This window comes from Vibrio sp. 397 (assembly GCF_033339395.1).
Classification (GTDB): domain Bacteria; phylum Pseudomonadota; class Gammaproteobacteria; order Enterobacterales; family Vibrionaceae; genus Vibrio; species Vibrio alginolyticus.
Window position 1 is genome coordinate 20,876 of record NZ_JAWOUN010000003.1, and the last position, 16,140, is coordinate 37,015.

The following is a 16,140-nucleotide window of genomic DNA, read 5'->3' on the forward strand; positions in this document are numbered from 1 at the left end:
CAGTGTTTTCAAAAAGTGACAGATGGAAGTGTTTTTATGGGTACAGATTTATTGGGAAGCGGTGAAGGGAATAAGTACCTCGTGGTGGAAAAACACCTCAAACAAGCCATCAATGGTGGCGTTTATCAGGCGGATGATCGACTGCCCTCCATTCGCTCGTTGAGCCAAGAATTAAACGTCAGTAAAAATACCGTGATTCGTGCGTATCAAGAGCTGGAAGCACAAAACTTGGTTTACTCGGTTCCCAAATCGGGTTATCGAGTTAAAGTCGCCTTGCCGACCTCTCGCTCAATTCCGGATCCGACTCGCGTGGATTTGCTCTCGATCTGCAAAGAAATCCTTACTTATCCTGAATACCAAGAGCGTTTGCCTACCGGTTCTGCCCACCCAAACATTGACTCCCCCGCGATCAAAAGCTTGTACGCCGAGATCGGCCGCCACAGCCGCCAGCAAACGCATGTACCGAGCCATTACCAATTACCACCCGGTGATCACCTCTTAATCAAACAACTGGCGAAAATCACACAAGATTTGGGCACGCCAGCCAAGTTGGATGAGATCATGGTAACGCACGGCGCGCAACAAGCCATTAGCCTAGCGCTGCGCGCAACGACACAAAAAGGCGATATCGTCGCGGTGGAGTCCCCTTGCTATTTTGGCAACTTATTGATGCTAGAATCACTCGGCCTCAAAGTGGTGGAAATTCCGAGTTGCCCACGCGACGGTATGTGCCCCGAAGCCTTAGCAAAAGCAATGGCGACATGGGACATAAAAGCGATCATCGTAACGCCAAACTTCACCAATCCAACTGGTGCCATGATGCCGCTAGAAAAGCGTCAACAATTACTATTGGCGTCCGGCAATATTCCTATTATCGAAGACGATGTGTTTGGCGGGTTAAGTTATGATAAGCCGTTGCCAAGCTTGAGATTGCTCGATGACAAGCAACGCGTAATTTACGTGAATTCGTTATCCAAAACGCTCGATTCGCGTTTGAGAATTGGTTGGATGTTGGCGGGGCGATATCGAGACCAAATTGAACAATATCTACTGTGTGAGAACATGGGCAGTTTGAACCTGATGCAATCCGCCGTGGCAACGTTTCTAACGTCAGGCAAGTATCGAACGCATACTGCGCGAATGGGTCGGGTTTATCAAAACAACATGCGACGATTTATCCAGATGCTTCATCAATACTTGGATGAATACGAACCTCTAAAAAATCGATACCAGATCAACGCCGTACAAGGCTCGTTCTTACTTTGGTTGCGACTGCCCGAAGACACGGACAGCTATGCGTTGTATCAAGCATGCAATAAGCACAGAATCAGCCTACTTCCCGGCACCGTATTTGGCACTCAAGGGCAATATCGACATTGCGTGCGCCTCAGCGTGGCAAACTTTGGTCATGAAACCGATTGGAGTCACGCGATGCAAACACTGGCAAAATTGATAGCAAAGCATGCCTGTTAACTCGCTCTTACTAAATGAACTTATGCCGACACACGTAAACAGGTAACAACAAAAAACTCCACGCAAAGGTGGAGTTTTTCATATCGTCATCGCCTTCAGTGCGACTTAATTTGCCACATTCTCGCGACGTTTTCGGCTAAATTAGCAACGTTGACGTCGGCCTCTTTCATGGCCTCAGGTAAGCTCATCGCCCTTGGTACACAAGCAAACACCGCATCAATGCCGCACTCATAAACCGCCTGATAGTTGTCGCCCACACAGCCTGCTAATGCAATGACTGGTAAATTACACTGCTTAGCCACCTGAGCAACGCCCATCGGCGTTTTGCCATGTGCGGTTTGATGATCGATTCGACCCTCGCCTGTAAATACGATATCCGCATCCGCAACATGCTGAGCAAGTTTGACCGTTTCAAGCACAATCTCAATTCCCGGTTGCAAACGTGCTGGCGTGTACCCGAGCAAGGCCGCGCCCATACCACCAGCAGCACCCGCCCCTTCACGAGTCAGTACATGCTTACCCGTCGCTTGTTCCGTCAACTCGCCAAACTTGCGCAATGCGTTATCGAGCAGAGTAACGTCTGATACGGTCGCTCCCTTTTGCGGGCCAAAGATAGCCGACGCGCCTTTGTCACCACAGAGTGGGTTATCAACATCGCACGCTACCAACATTTCGCAAGTTGCTAAACGAGGGTCAAGACCAGAAATATCGATGGACGCAAGCGCCGCTAACCCGCCTCCATTTGGGGTAATTGCATGACCAGATTCATCAAGAAACGCCACCCCCAACGCGGTCAACATGCCCACGCCACCATCATTGGTAGCGCTGCCGCCCAAACCAATGATTAAGCGTTGAATACCTCTATCTAGCGCGTGTTTGATCAGCTGTCCAGTACCAATGCTGCTGGTCAGTTTTGGGTCGCGAGCATCACTCGGCACAAGGTGCAGACCACTGGCCTCCGCCATTTCAATAACCGCGGTTTCGCCGTCGCCGAGGATGCCATAAAACGCTTCAACATCATTCCCTAATGGCGCGGTCACCGTTGTGAAGACTTGTTCGCCTTGAGTTGCATCTATCAAAGATTGAACCGTGCCTTCGCCACCGTCTGCGACCGGAACCGTAACAAACTCAGCATCATGCCATACGCGAGCAAGACCTGTTTTGATCGCCTCGCTCACTTGTTTGGCGGTTAAGCTTTCTTTAAATGAATCAGGTGCAATTACCACTTTCATACGTATTTCCAGAGACTTATAAGAGAACGAGGCTCAAAATGTACACCAATGCCATTGCCGTGACACCTTGAACGAGCGTAGCCATGGTTTGCGCGCGGTACGCTAGGCCCACCGACATTCGACTAAACTGCGAAACTACCCAGAAGAAACTGTCGTTTGCATGAGAAACCGTCATCGCACCTGCACCGATCGCCATCACCGTTAATACGCGGCCCATTTCTGAATCGAGCCCCAATTGCGTGAGCATAGGCGCAACCAAAGCCGATGTGGTCACCAATGCAACCGTTGATGATCCTTGCGCCGACTTTAGCGCAGCCGCAACGATAAATGGCATGAAAATACCCACACCCAGCGCCGATAGCGTTGTACCTAAGTATTCACCTAGCGGCGTGGCTTTTAATACCGCGCCAAATGCGCCACCCGCACCGGTAATCAAAAGAATAGGCGCAGCAGCCGTAATACCTTGGCTGATTCGCTCGCCAAATTCTTCAATCTTGTTGTCTGATTTGAGTAGGCGAACAGAAAGGAACAGGCCAATCACTAATGCCGTTAGTGGCTGTCCTAAGAAAGTCAGAACATCAAACACAAAACCTTCGCCCAGCGGTAGGCTTGGGAATTTCGCGATAGAGCCAAAACAGATCAATAAGATAGGAACAAAAATAGGAGCGAATGCTTGGTTCGCCGTTGGCAATTTGCCGTAAGACGCTTTGAGTGCTTGCCAGTCTTGCTGAATTTCTTCTACGGCTTCAATGCCATCTGGTTCAACATGTTGGAATCGGTTCGCCCACAACATACCCGCTAACGCCGCAACCGCTGCAACAAACACACCCACACCAATCACTAAACCAAGGTTAGATTCCAGGCCTAAGTTACCCGCAGCGGCAATCGGGCCAGGAGTTGGCGGCACAAACGTGTGCGTTGCGTATAAGCCAGTTGCCAACGCCACACTCATCGCAACGCTTGAGGTTTTTAAACGCTTCGCGAGTGATTCTTTGAGCGAGTTCAGAATGACAAAGCCTGAATCACAAAATACCGGAACAGAAACGATGTAACCTATGATGCTCATAGTCAATGTTGGGAAACGCTCACCCAACACTTTGATGACCGTATCGGCCATGGTGATCGCCGCACCACTTTTTTCCAAAATAACACCGATGATGGTACCTAAAACGATAACCAAACCAATGTAACCAAGGATGCCGCCAAAGCCAGAAGCAATGGTTTTGGCAATGCTATCTGCCGGTAAGCCGTAAGCAAATGCCGCAAGGAACGCCGCGATGATCAGCGCTAAAAAGGATGTAATTTGAATTTGGTGGTCGTGAGCACAATAAATGCGATCACCCCAAGCAGGATTAATATAAGGTTCATGATAACTCCATTTATTCTTATTTTGCTGAGCGAGTCCGTGTTGGCTCACTCAACATGTAGGGACGCATGAATTATTAATCGTTTGCTTTCGAATTCCTTTAGGCGGAGTGACAAATGATGTGGTCAAAAAATAACGCGTATTGTGCAAATGCACAACATCACGACATTTTTGAGAGCCGAGTCGCAATATAAAGCTCCGCTAACCCCACAAAATTGGTGGTTGGTAGCCCTGTTATCTCGGTGATTTTCTCTAACCGATAGCGCAGAGTGTTCCGGTGAATAAACAGCATTTTAGAGCATTCTGTTACATTGCCATTGCATTCAAACAGTGCATCTAGGGTTTTCAGTAATTGCCCAGATTTGTCTTTCTCTTTCAACCGTTTCACACCATCAATAATTTGTTCACCTTGCCAAATATCCGCCAACGGCGCTAACAAAACAGGCAAACGAAGTTCATCGAACAGGTACTTACGTTTCTCTGGGTAGAACTGCTTGCCAATAGCTAATACCTGCTTCGCACTTTGGTATGACAACGCGACATCTTTAGGCTCATTAAACAGCTGCCCTAGCGCAATGTGAAACGTATGCGAATCGTGATCGCTTAAACGCGACATCAACTTATCAATGCGCTCACTTTCAACTTGGCTATCCCACTGCTTGGCGGAATGACACGGTTTCAACACCACAATTTCATTCACTGAGACAATCGCAACTAGGTTGTTACGCTCTGGGTATTCAAGCAGCTCAACAATATTGCGCACACTCTTCATGCTTTTCGAGGCCGACGGCGTCGAGACTTCAATCACCGTTGCCACCCGTGGTTGAGTAACATCGATAGAAAGACGCATCGCCCAATCTTTCAGCTCTTCATCGGTCAATTTCCCATTGATCCAAGCCAGAATAAACTCTTCGCGATGACGTCTGTCCCACTGAAATTTTTCCACCAGCGCGGCTTGCTCGATTGTCAATTCAGCGGTCATTTTAACCAGTTTGGCAAAATCTCGGATTTTCTCCGGCTCGCCTGTGACACCAACAATACCGACCACGTCACCATGCAATTTCAACAGCATATTGATACCGGGTTTGACACCCTGCAACGTCAAACATTGCTGCTCATTAAGCTCTAGCGAATCGCCATGATTCAGCGCCAGTACCGCGCCATCATGCACTTGCCCAACACGTTTAGGGTCGCCACTGCCAATGATGATGCCTGCCGAGTTCATCACATTCACATTGTGACCAATGATGGACATGGTTCGATCAACAATTTGTTGTGCTAAAGCGTGGTCGAGAATCACCATTTCGAGTTTCCAAATTGACCGTTTAATCACTCAATAAATCACAAATGGCAAACTATCGCGATGCTGCGGTTCTAAATAACGGAAGCAGCTCAAAGCATTATCCAATTACCCATATTTAAAAAGTGGATTAAACCTTCATTTTTAGCAGCGGGTTATATACTTAGAACAAAGGTTACCAATGCATTCTTCACTGTGCATTGATGCCACTCGTCTACCTACAGAGGAGAGATCAACATGGAGTTACGGAATAAATCAGGGGAAGTTGCAAATATTGCTGATAACCTCACTTTGAAGGAAATCACAGAAATGGGCTACACCGTAGATTTATGCGATGAAGCATTTGCTCCTGGAGAGCATTGGAAAGCGGAAGGTAAAACGCAAGGTATGGGCGAGTATCCAGAGGAGTAAACGTCCTGACGAACCAGCGTACAAAAGCGTTCCACAAACAGAAAAGCCGAGCGACTTAACGCTCGGTTTTTTTTACTTTTGAACTTCTTGAATAAACAAGCTCATCTCTTCAAGATAATTGCCGTTTGAGCATCCCCAGTCGGTGACCTCAATCAACTCTGTAACTAACTGTCCAGACTCATCATCTTGCACTCTCTGCACAAACGCTTCAAAACGTTCCAGTTGTGCCTGACTCTTAACGCCATGCACGGCATATTCTACAAGCAAGCCGTTGTACGTCTGCCAGCGCTGATCGCCCGCAACATCATTGCTTAAAATCACAGAACACTTTTGTTGAATGCTTTCAACCGCATCATTTCTTGGTGGCGCGACTGTGGAACATCCAACTAAAATCGTACCTACCGCCAATAACGTAACTTTTGTCTTATTTATCATATCGTTTCCAACTGTATCGCCACGATATGGAAATCTTATTACACCTGATAAGGATCATCGATAGCGCACCGCAGATTAATTACTTAATAAACTGTAAACTCCATACCAGTCTTAACACTGCAAGCTCATAACTCCTATTAACTCACCCAAATGTAAACAAATAGTAAAATCACCTTTACGCGATGCAAAATCGACAAATGAGATTAGCGTTCCTTTCTCGCGACCAAGCGTGCAATAATCAACTGTCTACATAACGAAACCATTTGAAGGATCAAAATGACCGCAACGGATTACCTCAACGACCTCAATCAACGTTACCTTGCGATTCACCGCACCAAAGAAGATTTCTTTTGGGAAACTTACATGGGGATCAGCGATGACCATGATGGCTCGACGCAAGCACAAACGGCATGGACAAGCTTTTTAAGCAACGCCGAGCAAATTACTGCCATCAAACAACAACTTGAAGCCGCGGACTCAATTACCGACCCACAAGAGAAACAACAAACCATTACGGGTCTATCTGGTTGGCTGGCGATGTTTGAATCTCACGCTATCGAGGGCGAAAAAGCACAAGCGTTGAAAAATCAGCTCATTGCCTTTGAAGCTGAGCTCTTCGAGAAAAAACAGAACCACGTACAAACATTTACCGATGAGAACGGCGAGCAAGTAGAAGGTTCACTACCCGTATTAAGCTCAACCATTCGCACCAGCAATCATGAAGAAGTTCGCCAATCGGCTCATCAAGCGTTGCTGAACCTTGAACAATGGCTACTGCAAAACGGCTTTATAGAGCTGATCAAACTGCGCAACCAGTTCGCTCGCTCACTCGGTTATGCGACTTTCTTTGATTACTCCGTGCAAAAAACGGAAAAGATGAGCTCTGAACAGCTATTCGAGATTTTGGAAGATTTCGAACAACGCACGCGAGATGCGCATCTAAACAGCTTAGAAAACTTGGCGAAAGAGAAAGGCGCAAGCGCACTAGCAGGCTACAACTTTGTTTACTCATTCGCGGGTGACGTTATGCGTGACCTTGACCCATACGTGCCGTTCTCAAAATCTCTGAGACGCTGGGTAGAATCATTTGGTCGCCTAAATATTGATTACTCTGGTGCGACGCTAACGCTGGATTTACTAGATCGCAAAGGTAAGTACCCGAATGGGTTCTGCCACGGCCCTATTCCTTCTTTCTATAATCAAGGCGAATGGGTCGCAGCGCAGGTGAACTTCACCAGTAATGCCAAACCAGACCAAGTGGGCAGTGGCTACGATGGCATTAACACGCTGTTCCACGAAGGCGGCCACGCAGCACACTTTGCGAACGTAAAAATGAACGCGCCTTGTTTCTCGCAGGAGTTTTCGCCGACGTCAATGGCTTATGCAGAAACTCAGTCGATGTTCTGTGATAGCCTGTTAACCGATGCCGATTGGCTAAAACAGTACGCACTGGATGATGAAGGGAATCCGGTTCCTGATGAGATTATTCAAGCGATGATCAACAGTCGTCAGCCATTCAAAGCTTATGAAGAACGTAGCATCTTGGTTGTGCCATATTTTGAGCGCGCGTTGTATCAACTGAGCGATGACGAGTTAACGCCAGAGCGCATCACTAAGCTAGCTCGCGATTGTGAAAAACAGATCCTTGGTTTGGAATGCAGCCCTCGCCCACTGATGGCGATTCCACATTTGCTATCCGACGAAGCGGCGTGTGCGTATCAAGGTTATCTACTCGCGCACATGGCGGTGTATCAGACCCGTGCATACTTCCTTGAGAAGTTTGGTTACCTGACGGATAACCCAGAAATTGGCCCACTGCTGGCAAAACACTACTGGCACGCAGGCAATCACTTGTCGCACAACGAAACCATTGTCAGCCTGACTGGCGAAGGCTTCAATGCCAAATACCTTGCAGACGTGTGTAACCTGTCACCAGAACAGGCATGGGAAGTGCAGCAGAAGAAAATCGACTCACTTGCGACGCGAGAGCGAGTACCAGTCGCTTCACTGAACGCCGCGATTAAAGTCGTCGACGGCAGTAAAGAGCTGGCAAGCAACACCATCTCTGACGAACAAATGTGTGACGATTTTGAACATTACATCGTAGAGACTTACGGTCGATAACACGCAGAAAGCCAGGAGCTCGCCTTCTGGCTTTTTATTCTTTAGCTAATGCAATAGGAAGGAAGATCCATGTACCAAGAAGTCATCAAATTTTGGTTCGAGGAGCTATCGCCCCAAAATTGGTTTGAAAACAACCCAGAACTGGACAAGCGTATTACATCGCGATTTGCCTCGGTATTAGAACAAGCGGCTCGTTGTGAACTGTTTAATTGGCGTGACAGCGCACAAGGACGATTGGCCGAAATCATCGTCCTCGACCAGTTTTCACGTAATGTGTATCGCAACACCCCAAAAGCGTTTGCACAAGACCCACTCGCATTAGCATTGGCTCAAGAGGCAATTCGGTTAGGTCACGACAAAGAATTAGCGCCCGAGCAGCTAAGCTTTTTGTACATGCCGTTTATGCATAGCGAATCTCGCCTCATTCATGTCGAAGCTGAAAAATTGTTTCGCGCATCAGGGCTTGAAAATAACTACGATTTTGAGCTAAAACACAAAGCCATCATCGACCAGTTTGGGCGCTATCCTCATCGCAATGCGATACTGGGAAGAAAGAGCACTCCCGAAGAGTTAGCGTTTTTGCAACAACCTGGGTCAAGTTTCTAAATAACAATGAATAATGAGTTAACCATGAGAGACCACGCAGTATGCTGGCCATGCTTGCTAAAACTAGACGGCGACGATGAGCTGATCTACACGCATTCCCAGTCCGACTTAGACTCTGAATGCGAAGCCCTCATTTTTGGGCAAGATGATTACGTTATTGACTCAAATGGCAACACGTTCGAATTGAAAAACAATGGCAACACGTTCGAATTGAAAAACAATGGTTCGAACACCACTCTTTTACACCCAAAAGAACGAACGCTGTCCGTAGAAGAGGTTACGTCATTAATCCAATCGCATGAATTCAGCCTCGCGCAACGGTGCATTATCAAGATTCATTTCACCTCGGTGAGGCAAGCTGTTGAGGCCTTAGCTCACTAAATCAATCCCAATACGCACATCATTAAATAAAATTATCATTTTTATAATTTATGATAATTTCATGTAATCAATATCACGCCATATACTCTCCCACATCGAAACAAGACAACGTTCAAACACACATGTTGGGAGCAAACAAATGAAAATGAATCATGTCGGTATTATGGTCGGAGATATGGACAAAGCGGTTGAGTTTTACACGCAAGCGCTAGGTCTAAAAGTCGTTATGGGCAACACGAAAGTGATTGAAGAACGCGAAACGGCAATTGGCAGAATGTGTATTGCGGTCTTTGGGGAAGGCTTTGAAGGCTTCAACATTGCGCACCTTGTGACAAGTGATGGCATCGGCCTTGAATTATTCGAAATGAAAGAGCGTCAAGAGCGCCATGAAGTGGATTTTTCTCGCATCGGTATCTTCCATTTCTGTTTGCAGACAGACGATTTTGAAGGTGCTATCAAACGCACCGAAGCACTAGGTGGCAAAGTTCGCATGGACATCATGCGTTACCACCCAGAAGACGATAATAAGCCTGCGAAAATGGTTTACCTAGAAGACCCATTCGGTAACCTATTCGAGCTTTACTCACACTCTTACGAAGAAACTTACGCTTCTGATTACGAGTAATAGCCCCATCCATATTCCAAAAGGCTAGCAATACGCTAGCCTTTTTTGTTTGCTTTAAGTTGCAGTGTTTCTGCACTCGCTCTAGCAAAAAAACGTCTGGAATTTGATCATTTCTCTCACCACTTTTAAGGTCACTTTATACTTACCTCAACACAATGCAAAAAGGAGTGAAGCATGCCCACCAAAAATCCAATCGCCATCAAAGCGCTTGATCATGTTGTATTAAGGACCTGTAACCTCGATGCTATGTTGCATTTCTATCGAGACATTTTGGGCTGCCCTGTCGAGCGCCAAGTAACGGAACTTGGTTTAACTCAACTTAGGGCAGGTAACGCATTGATTGATGTAGTGACGGTAGACAGCGAATTGGGTCAACTCGGCGGAAAGCCACCAGTTCAAAATGGTCGTAATATTGATCATTTTTGCCTGCAATTGGCGCCTTTTTCCGAGGATGAATTACTGGAATATCTGCGTGCGCGCGGCATTGAAACCGAAGAGTTTGCGAAGCGGTATGGCGCACAAGGGTTCGGTAGATCACTCTATATACATGATCCGGAAGGAAATGTCGTCGAGTTAAAACCTCAAGTGATTGATGAGTAAGCGAGTAAAAAACCTTGTTATATTCTGAAAATAACAAGGTTAACTTCTAAAATAATTATTGAAGTAAGAACATATTATTAAGTCAAAATTATATCTGGCTCACCTATTTCTTTTTCTCGCCACCATTGTTTATTTATATGTTCTTGATGAACGTAAAAACTCTCCCCCGGCATTGGCGTCAGCAGCGTTATATGTTCTTTTTGACAATGGGTAAGCAAATCTAAAATCGGTTCGTCCCAGCGGTGAGTAAACAGTTCGTATGTAGCCCAATGTACTGGCAACAGTTTTTTCGCATTTAAATCGCGAAACGCTTGCACGGTATGATGAGCCTGCATGTGCCCCCAGTTTTCGACCGGATAACCTTGGCCTTTCACATCAGCAGCCACTTCCAAACAGGCAATGTCGATTGGTCCACATCGCAGTGCGATCTCGGAAAAGTGCGAATCGTAAGCTGAATCGCCACTAAAATAGAGCGTCTCTTCTTTACCTTTGATGACCCAAGAAGCCCACAAGGTCGAGTTTTTATCGAAATAAGTACGACCAGAATTATGGTTAGCGGGCGTACAAATCAGTTCGATTCCGGCATAGTGCACGCTATCCCACCAATCGAATTCCACGATGTTGTCTGCGCAAACGCCCCACTTTATCAGATGCTTGCCAACCCCTAAGGGCACATAAAACGTCACGGATTTATCAGCGTAGAAACGTATGGTCGATGCTTCTAAATGGTCGTAATGATCGTGCGAAATCACGATAATTTCAGGAATCGGCAAACAATCTCTGGCGTAGGTATTGGGAATATTGCGTTCAAACCACGCTTTTGCGACGAACGGAGAAGCGTAATCAAATACCGGATCGGTCAGAATTCGAATGCCATCGACCTCCACCAGCATGGTGGAATGGCCCAGCCAAGTAACGCGCATCGATTCACTTCGCTGTGCAAACTGCGTAGGTTGAATTGGGAAATGTGGCAGATGTTCGTTAGGACTCAATGGCGTTCTACCACCAAGATAGCTCCAACACACCTGCCAGAATGATTGCGGACTAGGGACATTTGGCATCTCGTTTTTAACGCGGCCGTTTTCAAATTGAGGCGAGTGGTGAACACGGTGCGCCAACTGCGCATGGTAGGTTTGAGGCGGAATCAGTGAACTTGGCTTTTGTGTCTTTTGTTCACTCGTTAGGTATGTGCGCTTAAGTATCGTCTCAGACATATCGTAGTTTTGTCTCGCTTGCGAACGCTCAACAGTAGGTTTATTAAAACGTGCGTGTATGTCTATTTCGTGACCAAAATGAGGTGTAAGATGAAGATTCAGTTTCAATCAAACGTCTTCTATTTAAGGATACGGCTCTCAAACCTTCTGAATACTGCGTCGGTTTAAAAGGAGAAAACTATGGTGACTTGCAGCCAATACGATTTTATTGAAATCGCCTGTATGTTTAAGCTCCCTATCGAGATCACACTAAAAAATGGTGAAACTCATCAGGGCAACGCGTTCGACACAGGCTACGACATGCAGCGACAAGAGTGCTTGTTTTTAGATATGGATGGTGAGCACACCGCCTTCCCGACTGAACAATTAGTCGCAATGCGCGCGCTCAAAGCCAATCCGCATTTTGATGAAGTGACGTTTGAGTAAACGTCCTTCTTTCACTGACACCGTCCAATAAAAAACACCTCTCAAGCTGACACAACTTGAGAGGCGTTCTCTTACACGGTTCACCTGAACTTGTTGTTATTCACGCGACCGGATGAAAACCAGCATCGGCATCATGATCACGAACATCACTCCCACAAGCTGGAAGGTGTGCACAAACGCGACCATTTGCGATTGCTGCTGCAACATCTGTTGGTATTGGTCTAACGCAACCGGGTCGGTAATGGAAAGTCCCTGATTGGCCGCCCAGTCATGCAAGTTAGGATTATATGGATTAATACCCTCTCCCAGCGCATGCCATTGCTGCTGACTATCACGATATTGGAACGTGGTGGCGATAGAGATACCAAACGAACTACCAATCGTACGGAACAGATTGTAAATACTTGCCGCCGCGACAGATTGCTCTTTCGGAATCGTTAAATACGCCAAGGTGGACAGAGTCGAGAAGGTTAAACCAAGCCCCATGCCCTGAATTATACTCGGCATCACAATCCAAAATGTATCGATCTGCAGTGAGTATTGCGTCATCAAATAACTACCAATCCCGATGCAGCTCAAGCCAAAGACTATTTTGATTCTGGGATCGAATTGCGGATTGAGCTTAATCACCAAAATCAACATCGCCGCTGACGCCAACCCACGCGGTGCCATTAATAAACCAGTGGTTGAGACCGGATAATCCAGCAAGCTTTCCAACAGCATTGGTTGTTGAGTCGTCAGGCCAAACATCGCCATCGACACCACGGCAATCATCAATGACGAGACCATAAGGTTTCGGTCTTTCAGCAGCCACAATGGCGCTATTGGACTTTTGGTTTTCCAACTGCGATAGATCCACATCACCAATCCCATTACTGCGAGCAATATCGCCGTCTGAATCATGCGTGAGTCGAGCCAGTCTTCTTCATTCCCTTTATCCAACACAAACTGCAACGCGCCCACACCTAACGCCATGTAACCGATGATCCACCAGTCAAAGTTAGGTTTGGATTTGTTGTCGATGTGGATATAGCGATAAATCAAAGAGGTACAGATCAAACCGAATGGCAAGTTGATGTAAAAAATCCAGCGCCAGTTAATGTTGTCGGTGATCACACCACCCACAACTGGGCCCAAAATAGGACCAAGCAAAATGCCGATGGAGAAAATTGCCATCGCTTTGCCTTTTTGCTCATACGGATAAATCTGCACTAACGTCGACTGCGCCAATGGAATCACCGACGCGCCGAAAGCGCCTTGGATAATGCGAAATAGCACCATCTCTTCAAGAGACTGTGCTTGCCCACAAAGCGCACTGGCAATCACAAAACCGACCACGGCAACCAGCATGACTTTGCGTTCACCAAAGCGCGACACCCAGAAACTGGTCATCGGAATGAAGATCGCTTCCGCCATGCTGTAACCCGTCAGCACCCAAGTAATTTGGTCTGCCGTTGCGCCCAACGCGCCCATCATGTGCGATAGCGACACGTTCGCAACGGTCATATCGATTAACACCATGATGGCAGAAAGCATCACGGCGACGGTGGCAATCCCCCGTTTGTCTGCCGTAATTTGATGGCTCATTGCACGCTACTTTGCAAATCTATGGTGACTTCTGAGCTCGCACCCACGCGAAGTTGCGGCGCATCGGCAGGTACTTCTAATGCCAAACGTACAGGGAAACGCTGTTTGATTTTAACCCAGTTACCCGTTGCGTTTTCTGGTGGCATCAAGGAGAACGATGTACCACTCGCAGGCGACAGCTGTTCTACCGTTGCTTTCCACACCACGTCTGGGTACATATCAATCACCACATCCGCATGCATACCAGGTTTGATGTGAGTAAGATCTGTTTCTTTAAAGTTCGCGCGTACCCAATAGCTGTCTTTTAAAATCACAGGGAACAACGTTTGACCCACGCTAACGACCGAGCCTACGTGCGTATTGATCTCACCGGCAATGCCATCCACTGGTGACGTAATGTCGGTGTAGCTCAAGTTCAGCTCTGCTTGCGCTAACTGTGCTGCCGCTTGTTGAACAACCGCAGCCTCTGCGCCTTCTTCACCACGGTTCGCAATGGCTTTTTCTACCGTCGCGCGCGCTTGCTCCAGGCTCGCTTGGGCATTGGCTAGTTTGTTTTTTGCCGTATCTAAATCTTGGTCCGACGCCAGTTTGCGTTTCACCAAGGAATCCGTACGTTTGTACTCTACTTGCGCTTCTGTCAGGTTAGAGCGCGCCGCATCTAAGCCCGCAACAGCTTCAGTTACCTGCTTATCGGCAACGTCATGTTGCTGGACCGCCAATTGGTATGCCGCTTTTGCTTGCTTCACTGCCAACAAATATGGGCGTGAATCTATCTTCAGCAGTAGGTCACCTTTGTTAATAGATTGGAAGTCTTTGACATCCACAGAAACCACTTGGCCTTTTACCTGAGGCGCTACCGACAAAATTTTTGCCCTAACGTAGGCATCTTCCGTGCTTGGGTGACTGTCTGAATACTGCCAAGACCAATACATCGCACCAAATGCGATAACACAGAGAGTAAAGAAAAGAGTTTTTACCAGCTTAGATCTGGAAGAAGAATGCTTTGCGATGTCGTCGCTCATTTATATTGTCCACTTGTTCAATTATGTGATCAGTGTAGGACTTTTCGATCTTCCGACAATAAAATGATCTGCAAGGTAAAGATCCAATTTTGCATGTTGCTAAGTGGAGTAAATGATGTGCAATCAGAACGAGGATAAAAAAGAGGGGCAGTCCCCGTAACCGCCCCCAAAGTCATGCCAATAATAGTAATGTGCGTGTAACTACTGGTTTTTCTTAGAACTTGTAACCGCCGCTGATCATAAATACCCAAGGGTTAATTTTGACGTCGGTTTTTTGCTTCGCTCCACCTGCTTTGTAAGTTGCTTCTGTTTCAATGTTTGCGTACCACGCAGCAGCGTTGAGGAACCATTGATCGTTGATCATGTAGTCCACACCAATATTCGCTGCTAGACCGAATGAGTCATCCAACTTAAGATCTGAAAGACCAGCGCCTTTACCCGTGCTATTGAAGCCCTCATCAAAGAACATGGTGTAGTTGAGACCTGCACCCACGTATGGACGGAACTTACTTTGTGGCTCGCCAAAGTAGTACTGCACCATAAGCGTTGGTGGAAGGTGTTTGGTGTCCGCGATATCACCAAGACCTAACAAGTCTGTTGAAATATCGTGGCTGAATGGTGTTGCTGCTAGAAGCTCTAAACTGATGTTGTCTGTAAACATGTAGCCAAACGTCAAACCAAGCTGCGTATTTGAATCCACTTTCAATTCTTCTTGAGAACCAAGAATCTTATCGCTGCTGTCGTTTGGAACGACAGACGCCGCACCAACACGAAGAACGAAGTCACCTTGTTTATGAGCGAAAACACTTGGTGACACGAGTGCAGCAACCACTGCTAGACTGCAGATTGTTTTTTTCATTTTTATTTCCTTTCGTAGGGCTTCGTTATGTCGTACCCAAAGGGGTGCCTGCTAACTGATCTGAGATTTCAAGTAAACTCAGCGCCTTGAAGCACACGGGTATCTATATCTTTTTGAGCTGTGCGCAATCTAGCACATAGAAACCCTACTATTTTGATGGAAATCAATTTGTGAAAAATATAGGTTTTTTGTATGGAGAAACGCCATATTGATCAACAAATTATGCAAATAGGATACAATTCTGTAATGCAAACTGTGCGTGTGAGTTGCCATGCATACCCATAAATGCGAATCCTCTCGTTAAGGCTCGTAGCCAGTAAAAACTTTTTTCGTCCTCTACTTCTTCTATTTTCAAAAAAAAACCACTTAAAAAGCTCGTTTGACCCCTTAAAATCGCGATTTGAGGGGTTTGTAAAACACTGAAATACAAGAAGTTATTTTTATGGAAAATCAGTCACTTGGAGTGCTAGTCTGCTCGC

The 16,140-nt window shown here is 46.6% G+C and carries 15 protein-coding genes and 1 pseudogene; 8 read left to right on the forward strand and 8 right to left on the reverse strand.

Annotated features, from left to right (window positions below; genetic code table 11):
- The first annotated feature begins 36 nt into the window (after positions 1 to 36).
- Positions 37 to 1,473: a PLP-dependent aminotransferase family protein gene (locus tag R7P36_RS05565; protein WP_064369519.1), complete on the forward strand. Its 1,437-nt coding sequence runs from the start codon at positions 37 to 39 to the stop codon at positions 1,471 to 1,473.
- 95 nt (positions 1,474 to 1,568) lie between these two features.
- On the opposite strand, the gene R7P36_RS05570 is transcribed toward R7P36_RS05565, so the two are convergent.
- The 3 genes and pseudogenes from R7P36_RS05570 to R7P36_RS05580 form a co-directional block, all read right to left on the reverse strand.
- Complete coding sequence (locus R7P36_RS05570; protein ID WP_054576490.1) at positions 1,569 to 2,705, reverse strand: glycerate kinase; 1,137 nt, start codon at positions 2,703 to 2,705, stop codon at positions 1,569 to 1,571.
- Positions 2,706 to 2,721: 16 nt separating this feature from the next.
- Positions 2,722 to 4,073: pseudogene (locus tag R7P36_RS05575) on the reverse strand (GntP family permease).
- Between the two features lie 158 nt (positions 4,074 to 4,231).
- Positions 4,232 to 5,374, reverse strand: a complete 1,143-nt coding sequence (locus R7P36_RS05580; protein WP_005374330.1) for a sugar diacid recognition domain-containing protein — start codon at positions 5,372 to 5,374, stop codon at positions 4,232 to 4,234.
- 234 nt (positions 5,375 to 5,608) lie between these two features.
- On the opposite strand from R7P36_RS05580, the gene R7P36_RS05585 reads away from it, so the two are divergent.
- Complete coding sequence (locus R7P36_RS05585; protein ID WP_005374332.1) at positions 5,609 to 5,782, forward strand: hypothetical protein; 174 nt, start codon at positions 5,609 to 5,611, stop codon at positions 5,780 to 5,782.
- Positions 5,783 to 5,854: 72 nt separating this feature from the next.
- Here R7P36_RS05585 and R7P36_RS05590 read toward each other — a convergent pair whose 3' ends face one another.
- Positions 5,855 to 6,217, reverse strand: a complete 363-nt coding sequence (locus R7P36_RS05590) for a hypothetical protein (protein ID WP_017634365.1) — start codon at positions 6,215 to 6,217, stop codon at positions 5,855 to 5,857.
- Between the two features lie 276 nt (positions 6,218 to 6,493).
- Here R7P36_RS05590 and R7P36_RS05595 point away from each other — a divergent pair, with 276 nt between their 5' ends.
- From R7P36_RS05595 to R7P36_RS05615, 5 genes are all read left to right on the forward strand, one after another.
- Positions 6,494 to 8,341: a M3 family metallopeptidase gene (locus R7P36_RS05595; protein WP_213900018.1), complete on the forward strand. Its 1,848-nt coding sequence runs from the start codon at positions 6,494 to 6,496 to the stop codon at positions 8,339 to 8,341.
- Between the two features lie 69 nt (positions 8,342 to 8,410).
- Positions 8,411 to 8,947 (forward strand): DUF924 family protein, encoded by a 537-nt coding sequence (locus R7P36_RS05600; protein WP_213900017.1) that lies wholly within the window; start codon positions 8,411 to 8,413, stop codon positions 8,945 to 8,947.
- A gap of 24 nt (positions 8,948 to 8,971) precedes the next feature.
- The gene (locus R7P36_RS05605) at positions 8,972 to 9,328 is read left to right on the forward strand and encodes a DUF4144 domain-containing protein (RefSeq protein WP_213900016.1); all 357 of its coding nucleotides are present in this window, start codon (positions 8,972 to 8,974) and stop codon (positions 9,326 to 9,328) included.
- Positions 9,329 to 9,467: 139 nt separating this feature from the next.
- Positions 9,468 to 9,953 (forward strand): VOC family protein, encoded by a 486-nt coding sequence (locus R7P36_RS05610; protein ID WP_213900015.1) that lies wholly within the window; start codon positions 9,468 to 9,470, stop codon positions 9,951 to 9,953.
- Between the two features lie 174 nt (positions 9,954 to 10,127).
- A complete protein-coding gene (locus tag R7P36_RS05615; protein ID WP_213900014.1) occupies positions 10,128 to 10,553 on the forward strand; it encodes a VOC family protein in 426 nt (141 codons plus the stop codon).
- Positions 10,554 to 10,630: 77 nt separating this feature from the next.
- On the opposite strand, the gene R7P36_RS05620 is transcribed toward R7P36_RS05615, so the two are convergent.
- Positions 10,631 to 11,767 (reverse strand): MBL fold metallo-hydrolase, encoded by a 1,137-nt coding sequence (locus R7P36_RS05620; RefSeq protein ID WP_213900027.1) that lies wholly within the window; start codon positions 11,765 to 11,767, stop codon positions 10,631 to 10,633.
- A gap of 180 nt (positions 11,768 to 11,947) precedes the next feature.
- Between R7P36_RS05620 and R7P36_RS05625 the strand changes: the two genes are divergently transcribed.
- Positions 11,948 to 12,193 (forward strand): Rho-binding antiterminator, encoded by a 246-nt coding sequence (locus tag R7P36_RS05625; RefSeq protein WP_005460845.1) that lies wholly within the window; start codon positions 11,948 to 11,950, stop codon positions 12,191 to 12,193.
- 96 nt (positions 12,194 to 12,289) lie between these two features.
- On the opposite strand, the gene R7P36_RS05630 is transcribed toward R7P36_RS05625, so the two are convergent.
- The 3 genes from R7P36_RS05630 to ompW all read right to left on the reverse strand — a co-directional run bounded on the left by R7P36_RS05630 (position 12,290) and on the right by ompW (position 15,661).
- The gene (locus tag R7P36_RS05630; protein ID WP_213900013.1) at positions 12,290 to 13,780 is read right to left on the reverse strand and encodes an MDR family MFS transporter; all 1,491 of its coding nucleotides are present in this window, start codon (positions 13,778 to 13,780) and stop codon (positions 12,290 to 12,292) included.
- Complete coding sequence (locus R7P36_RS05635; RefSeq protein WP_053303998.1) at positions 13,777 to 14,802, reverse strand: HlyD family secretion protein; 1,026 nt, start codon at positions 14,800 to 14,802, stop codon at positions 13,777 to 13,779. Before R7P36_RS05635 ends, R7P36_RS05630 begins: the two co-directional genes overlap by 4 nt.
- 214 nt (positions 14,803 to 15,016) lie before the next feature.
- Positions 15,017 to 15,661, reverse strand: a complete 645-nt coding sequence (gene ompW, locus R7P36_RS05640; protein WP_005391962.1) for an outer membrane protein OmpW — start codon at positions 15,659 to 15,661, stop codon at positions 15,017 to 15,019.
- Between the last annotated feature and the right edge of the window lie 479 nt (positions 15,662 to 16,140).

Excerpts from the sequence above, each read along its gene's own strand:
- R7P36_RS05565 (WP_064369519.1), top strand. The coding sequence starts at position 37 with ATGGGTACAGATTTATTGGGAAGCGGTGAAGGGAATAAGTACCTCGTG.
- R7P36_RS05570 (WP_054576490.1), bottom strand. The coding sequence starts at position 2,705 with ATGAAAGTGGTAATTGCACCTGATTCATTTAAAGAAAGCTTAACCGCC.
- R7P36_RS05580 (WP_005374330.1), bottom strand. The coding sequence starts at position 5,374 with ATGGTGATTCTCGACCACGCTTTAGCACAACAAATTGTTGATCGAACC.
- R7P36_RS05585 (WP_005374332.1), top strand. The coding sequence starts at position 5,609 with ATGGAGTTACGGAATAAATCAGGGGAAGTTGCAAATATTGCTGATAAC.
- R7P36_RS05590 (WP_017634365.1), bottom strand. The coding sequence starts at position 6,217 with ATGATAAATAAGACAAAAGTTACGTTATTGGCGGTAGGTACGATTTTA.
- R7P36_RS05595 (WP_213900018.1), top strand. The coding sequence starts at position 6,494 with ATGACCGCAACGGATTACCTCAACGACCTCAATCAACGTTACCTTGCG.
- R7P36_RS05600 (WP_213900017.1), top strand. The coding sequence starts at position 8,411 with ATGTACCAAGAAGTCATCAAATTTTGGTTCGAGGAGCTATCGCCCCAA.
- R7P36_RS05605 (WP_213900016.1), top strand. The coding sequence starts at position 8,972 with ATGAGAGACCACGCAGTATGCTGGCCATGCTTGCTAAAACTAGACGGC.
- R7P36_RS05610 (WP_213900015.1), top strand. The coding sequence starts at position 9,468 with ATGAAAATGAATCATGTCGGTATTATGGTCGGAGATATGGACAAAGCG.
- R7P36_RS05615 (WP_213900014.1), top strand. The coding sequence starts at position 10,128 with ATGCCCACCAAAAATCCAATCGCCATCAAAGCGCTTGATCATGTTGTA.
- R7P36_RS05620 (WP_213900027.1), bottom strand. The coding sequence starts at position 11,767 with ATGTCTGAGACGATACTTAAGCGCACATACCTAACGAGTGAACAAAAG.
- R7P36_RS05625 (WP_005460845.1), top strand. The coding sequence starts at position 11,948 with ATGGTGACTTGCAGCCAATACGATTTTATTGAAATCGCCTGTATGTTT.
- R7P36_RS05630 (WP_213900013.1), bottom strand. The coding sequence starts at position 13,780 with ATGAGCCATCAAATTACGGCAGACAAACGGGGGATTGCCACCGTCGCC.
- R7P36_RS05635 (WP_053303998.1), bottom strand. The coding sequence starts at position 14,802 with ATGAGCGACGACATCGCAAAGCATTCTTCTTCCAGATCTAAGCTGGTA.
- ompW (WP_005391962.1), bottom strand. The coding sequence starts at position 15,661 with ATGAAAAAAACAATCTGCAGTCTAGCAGTGGTTGCTGCACTCGTGTCA.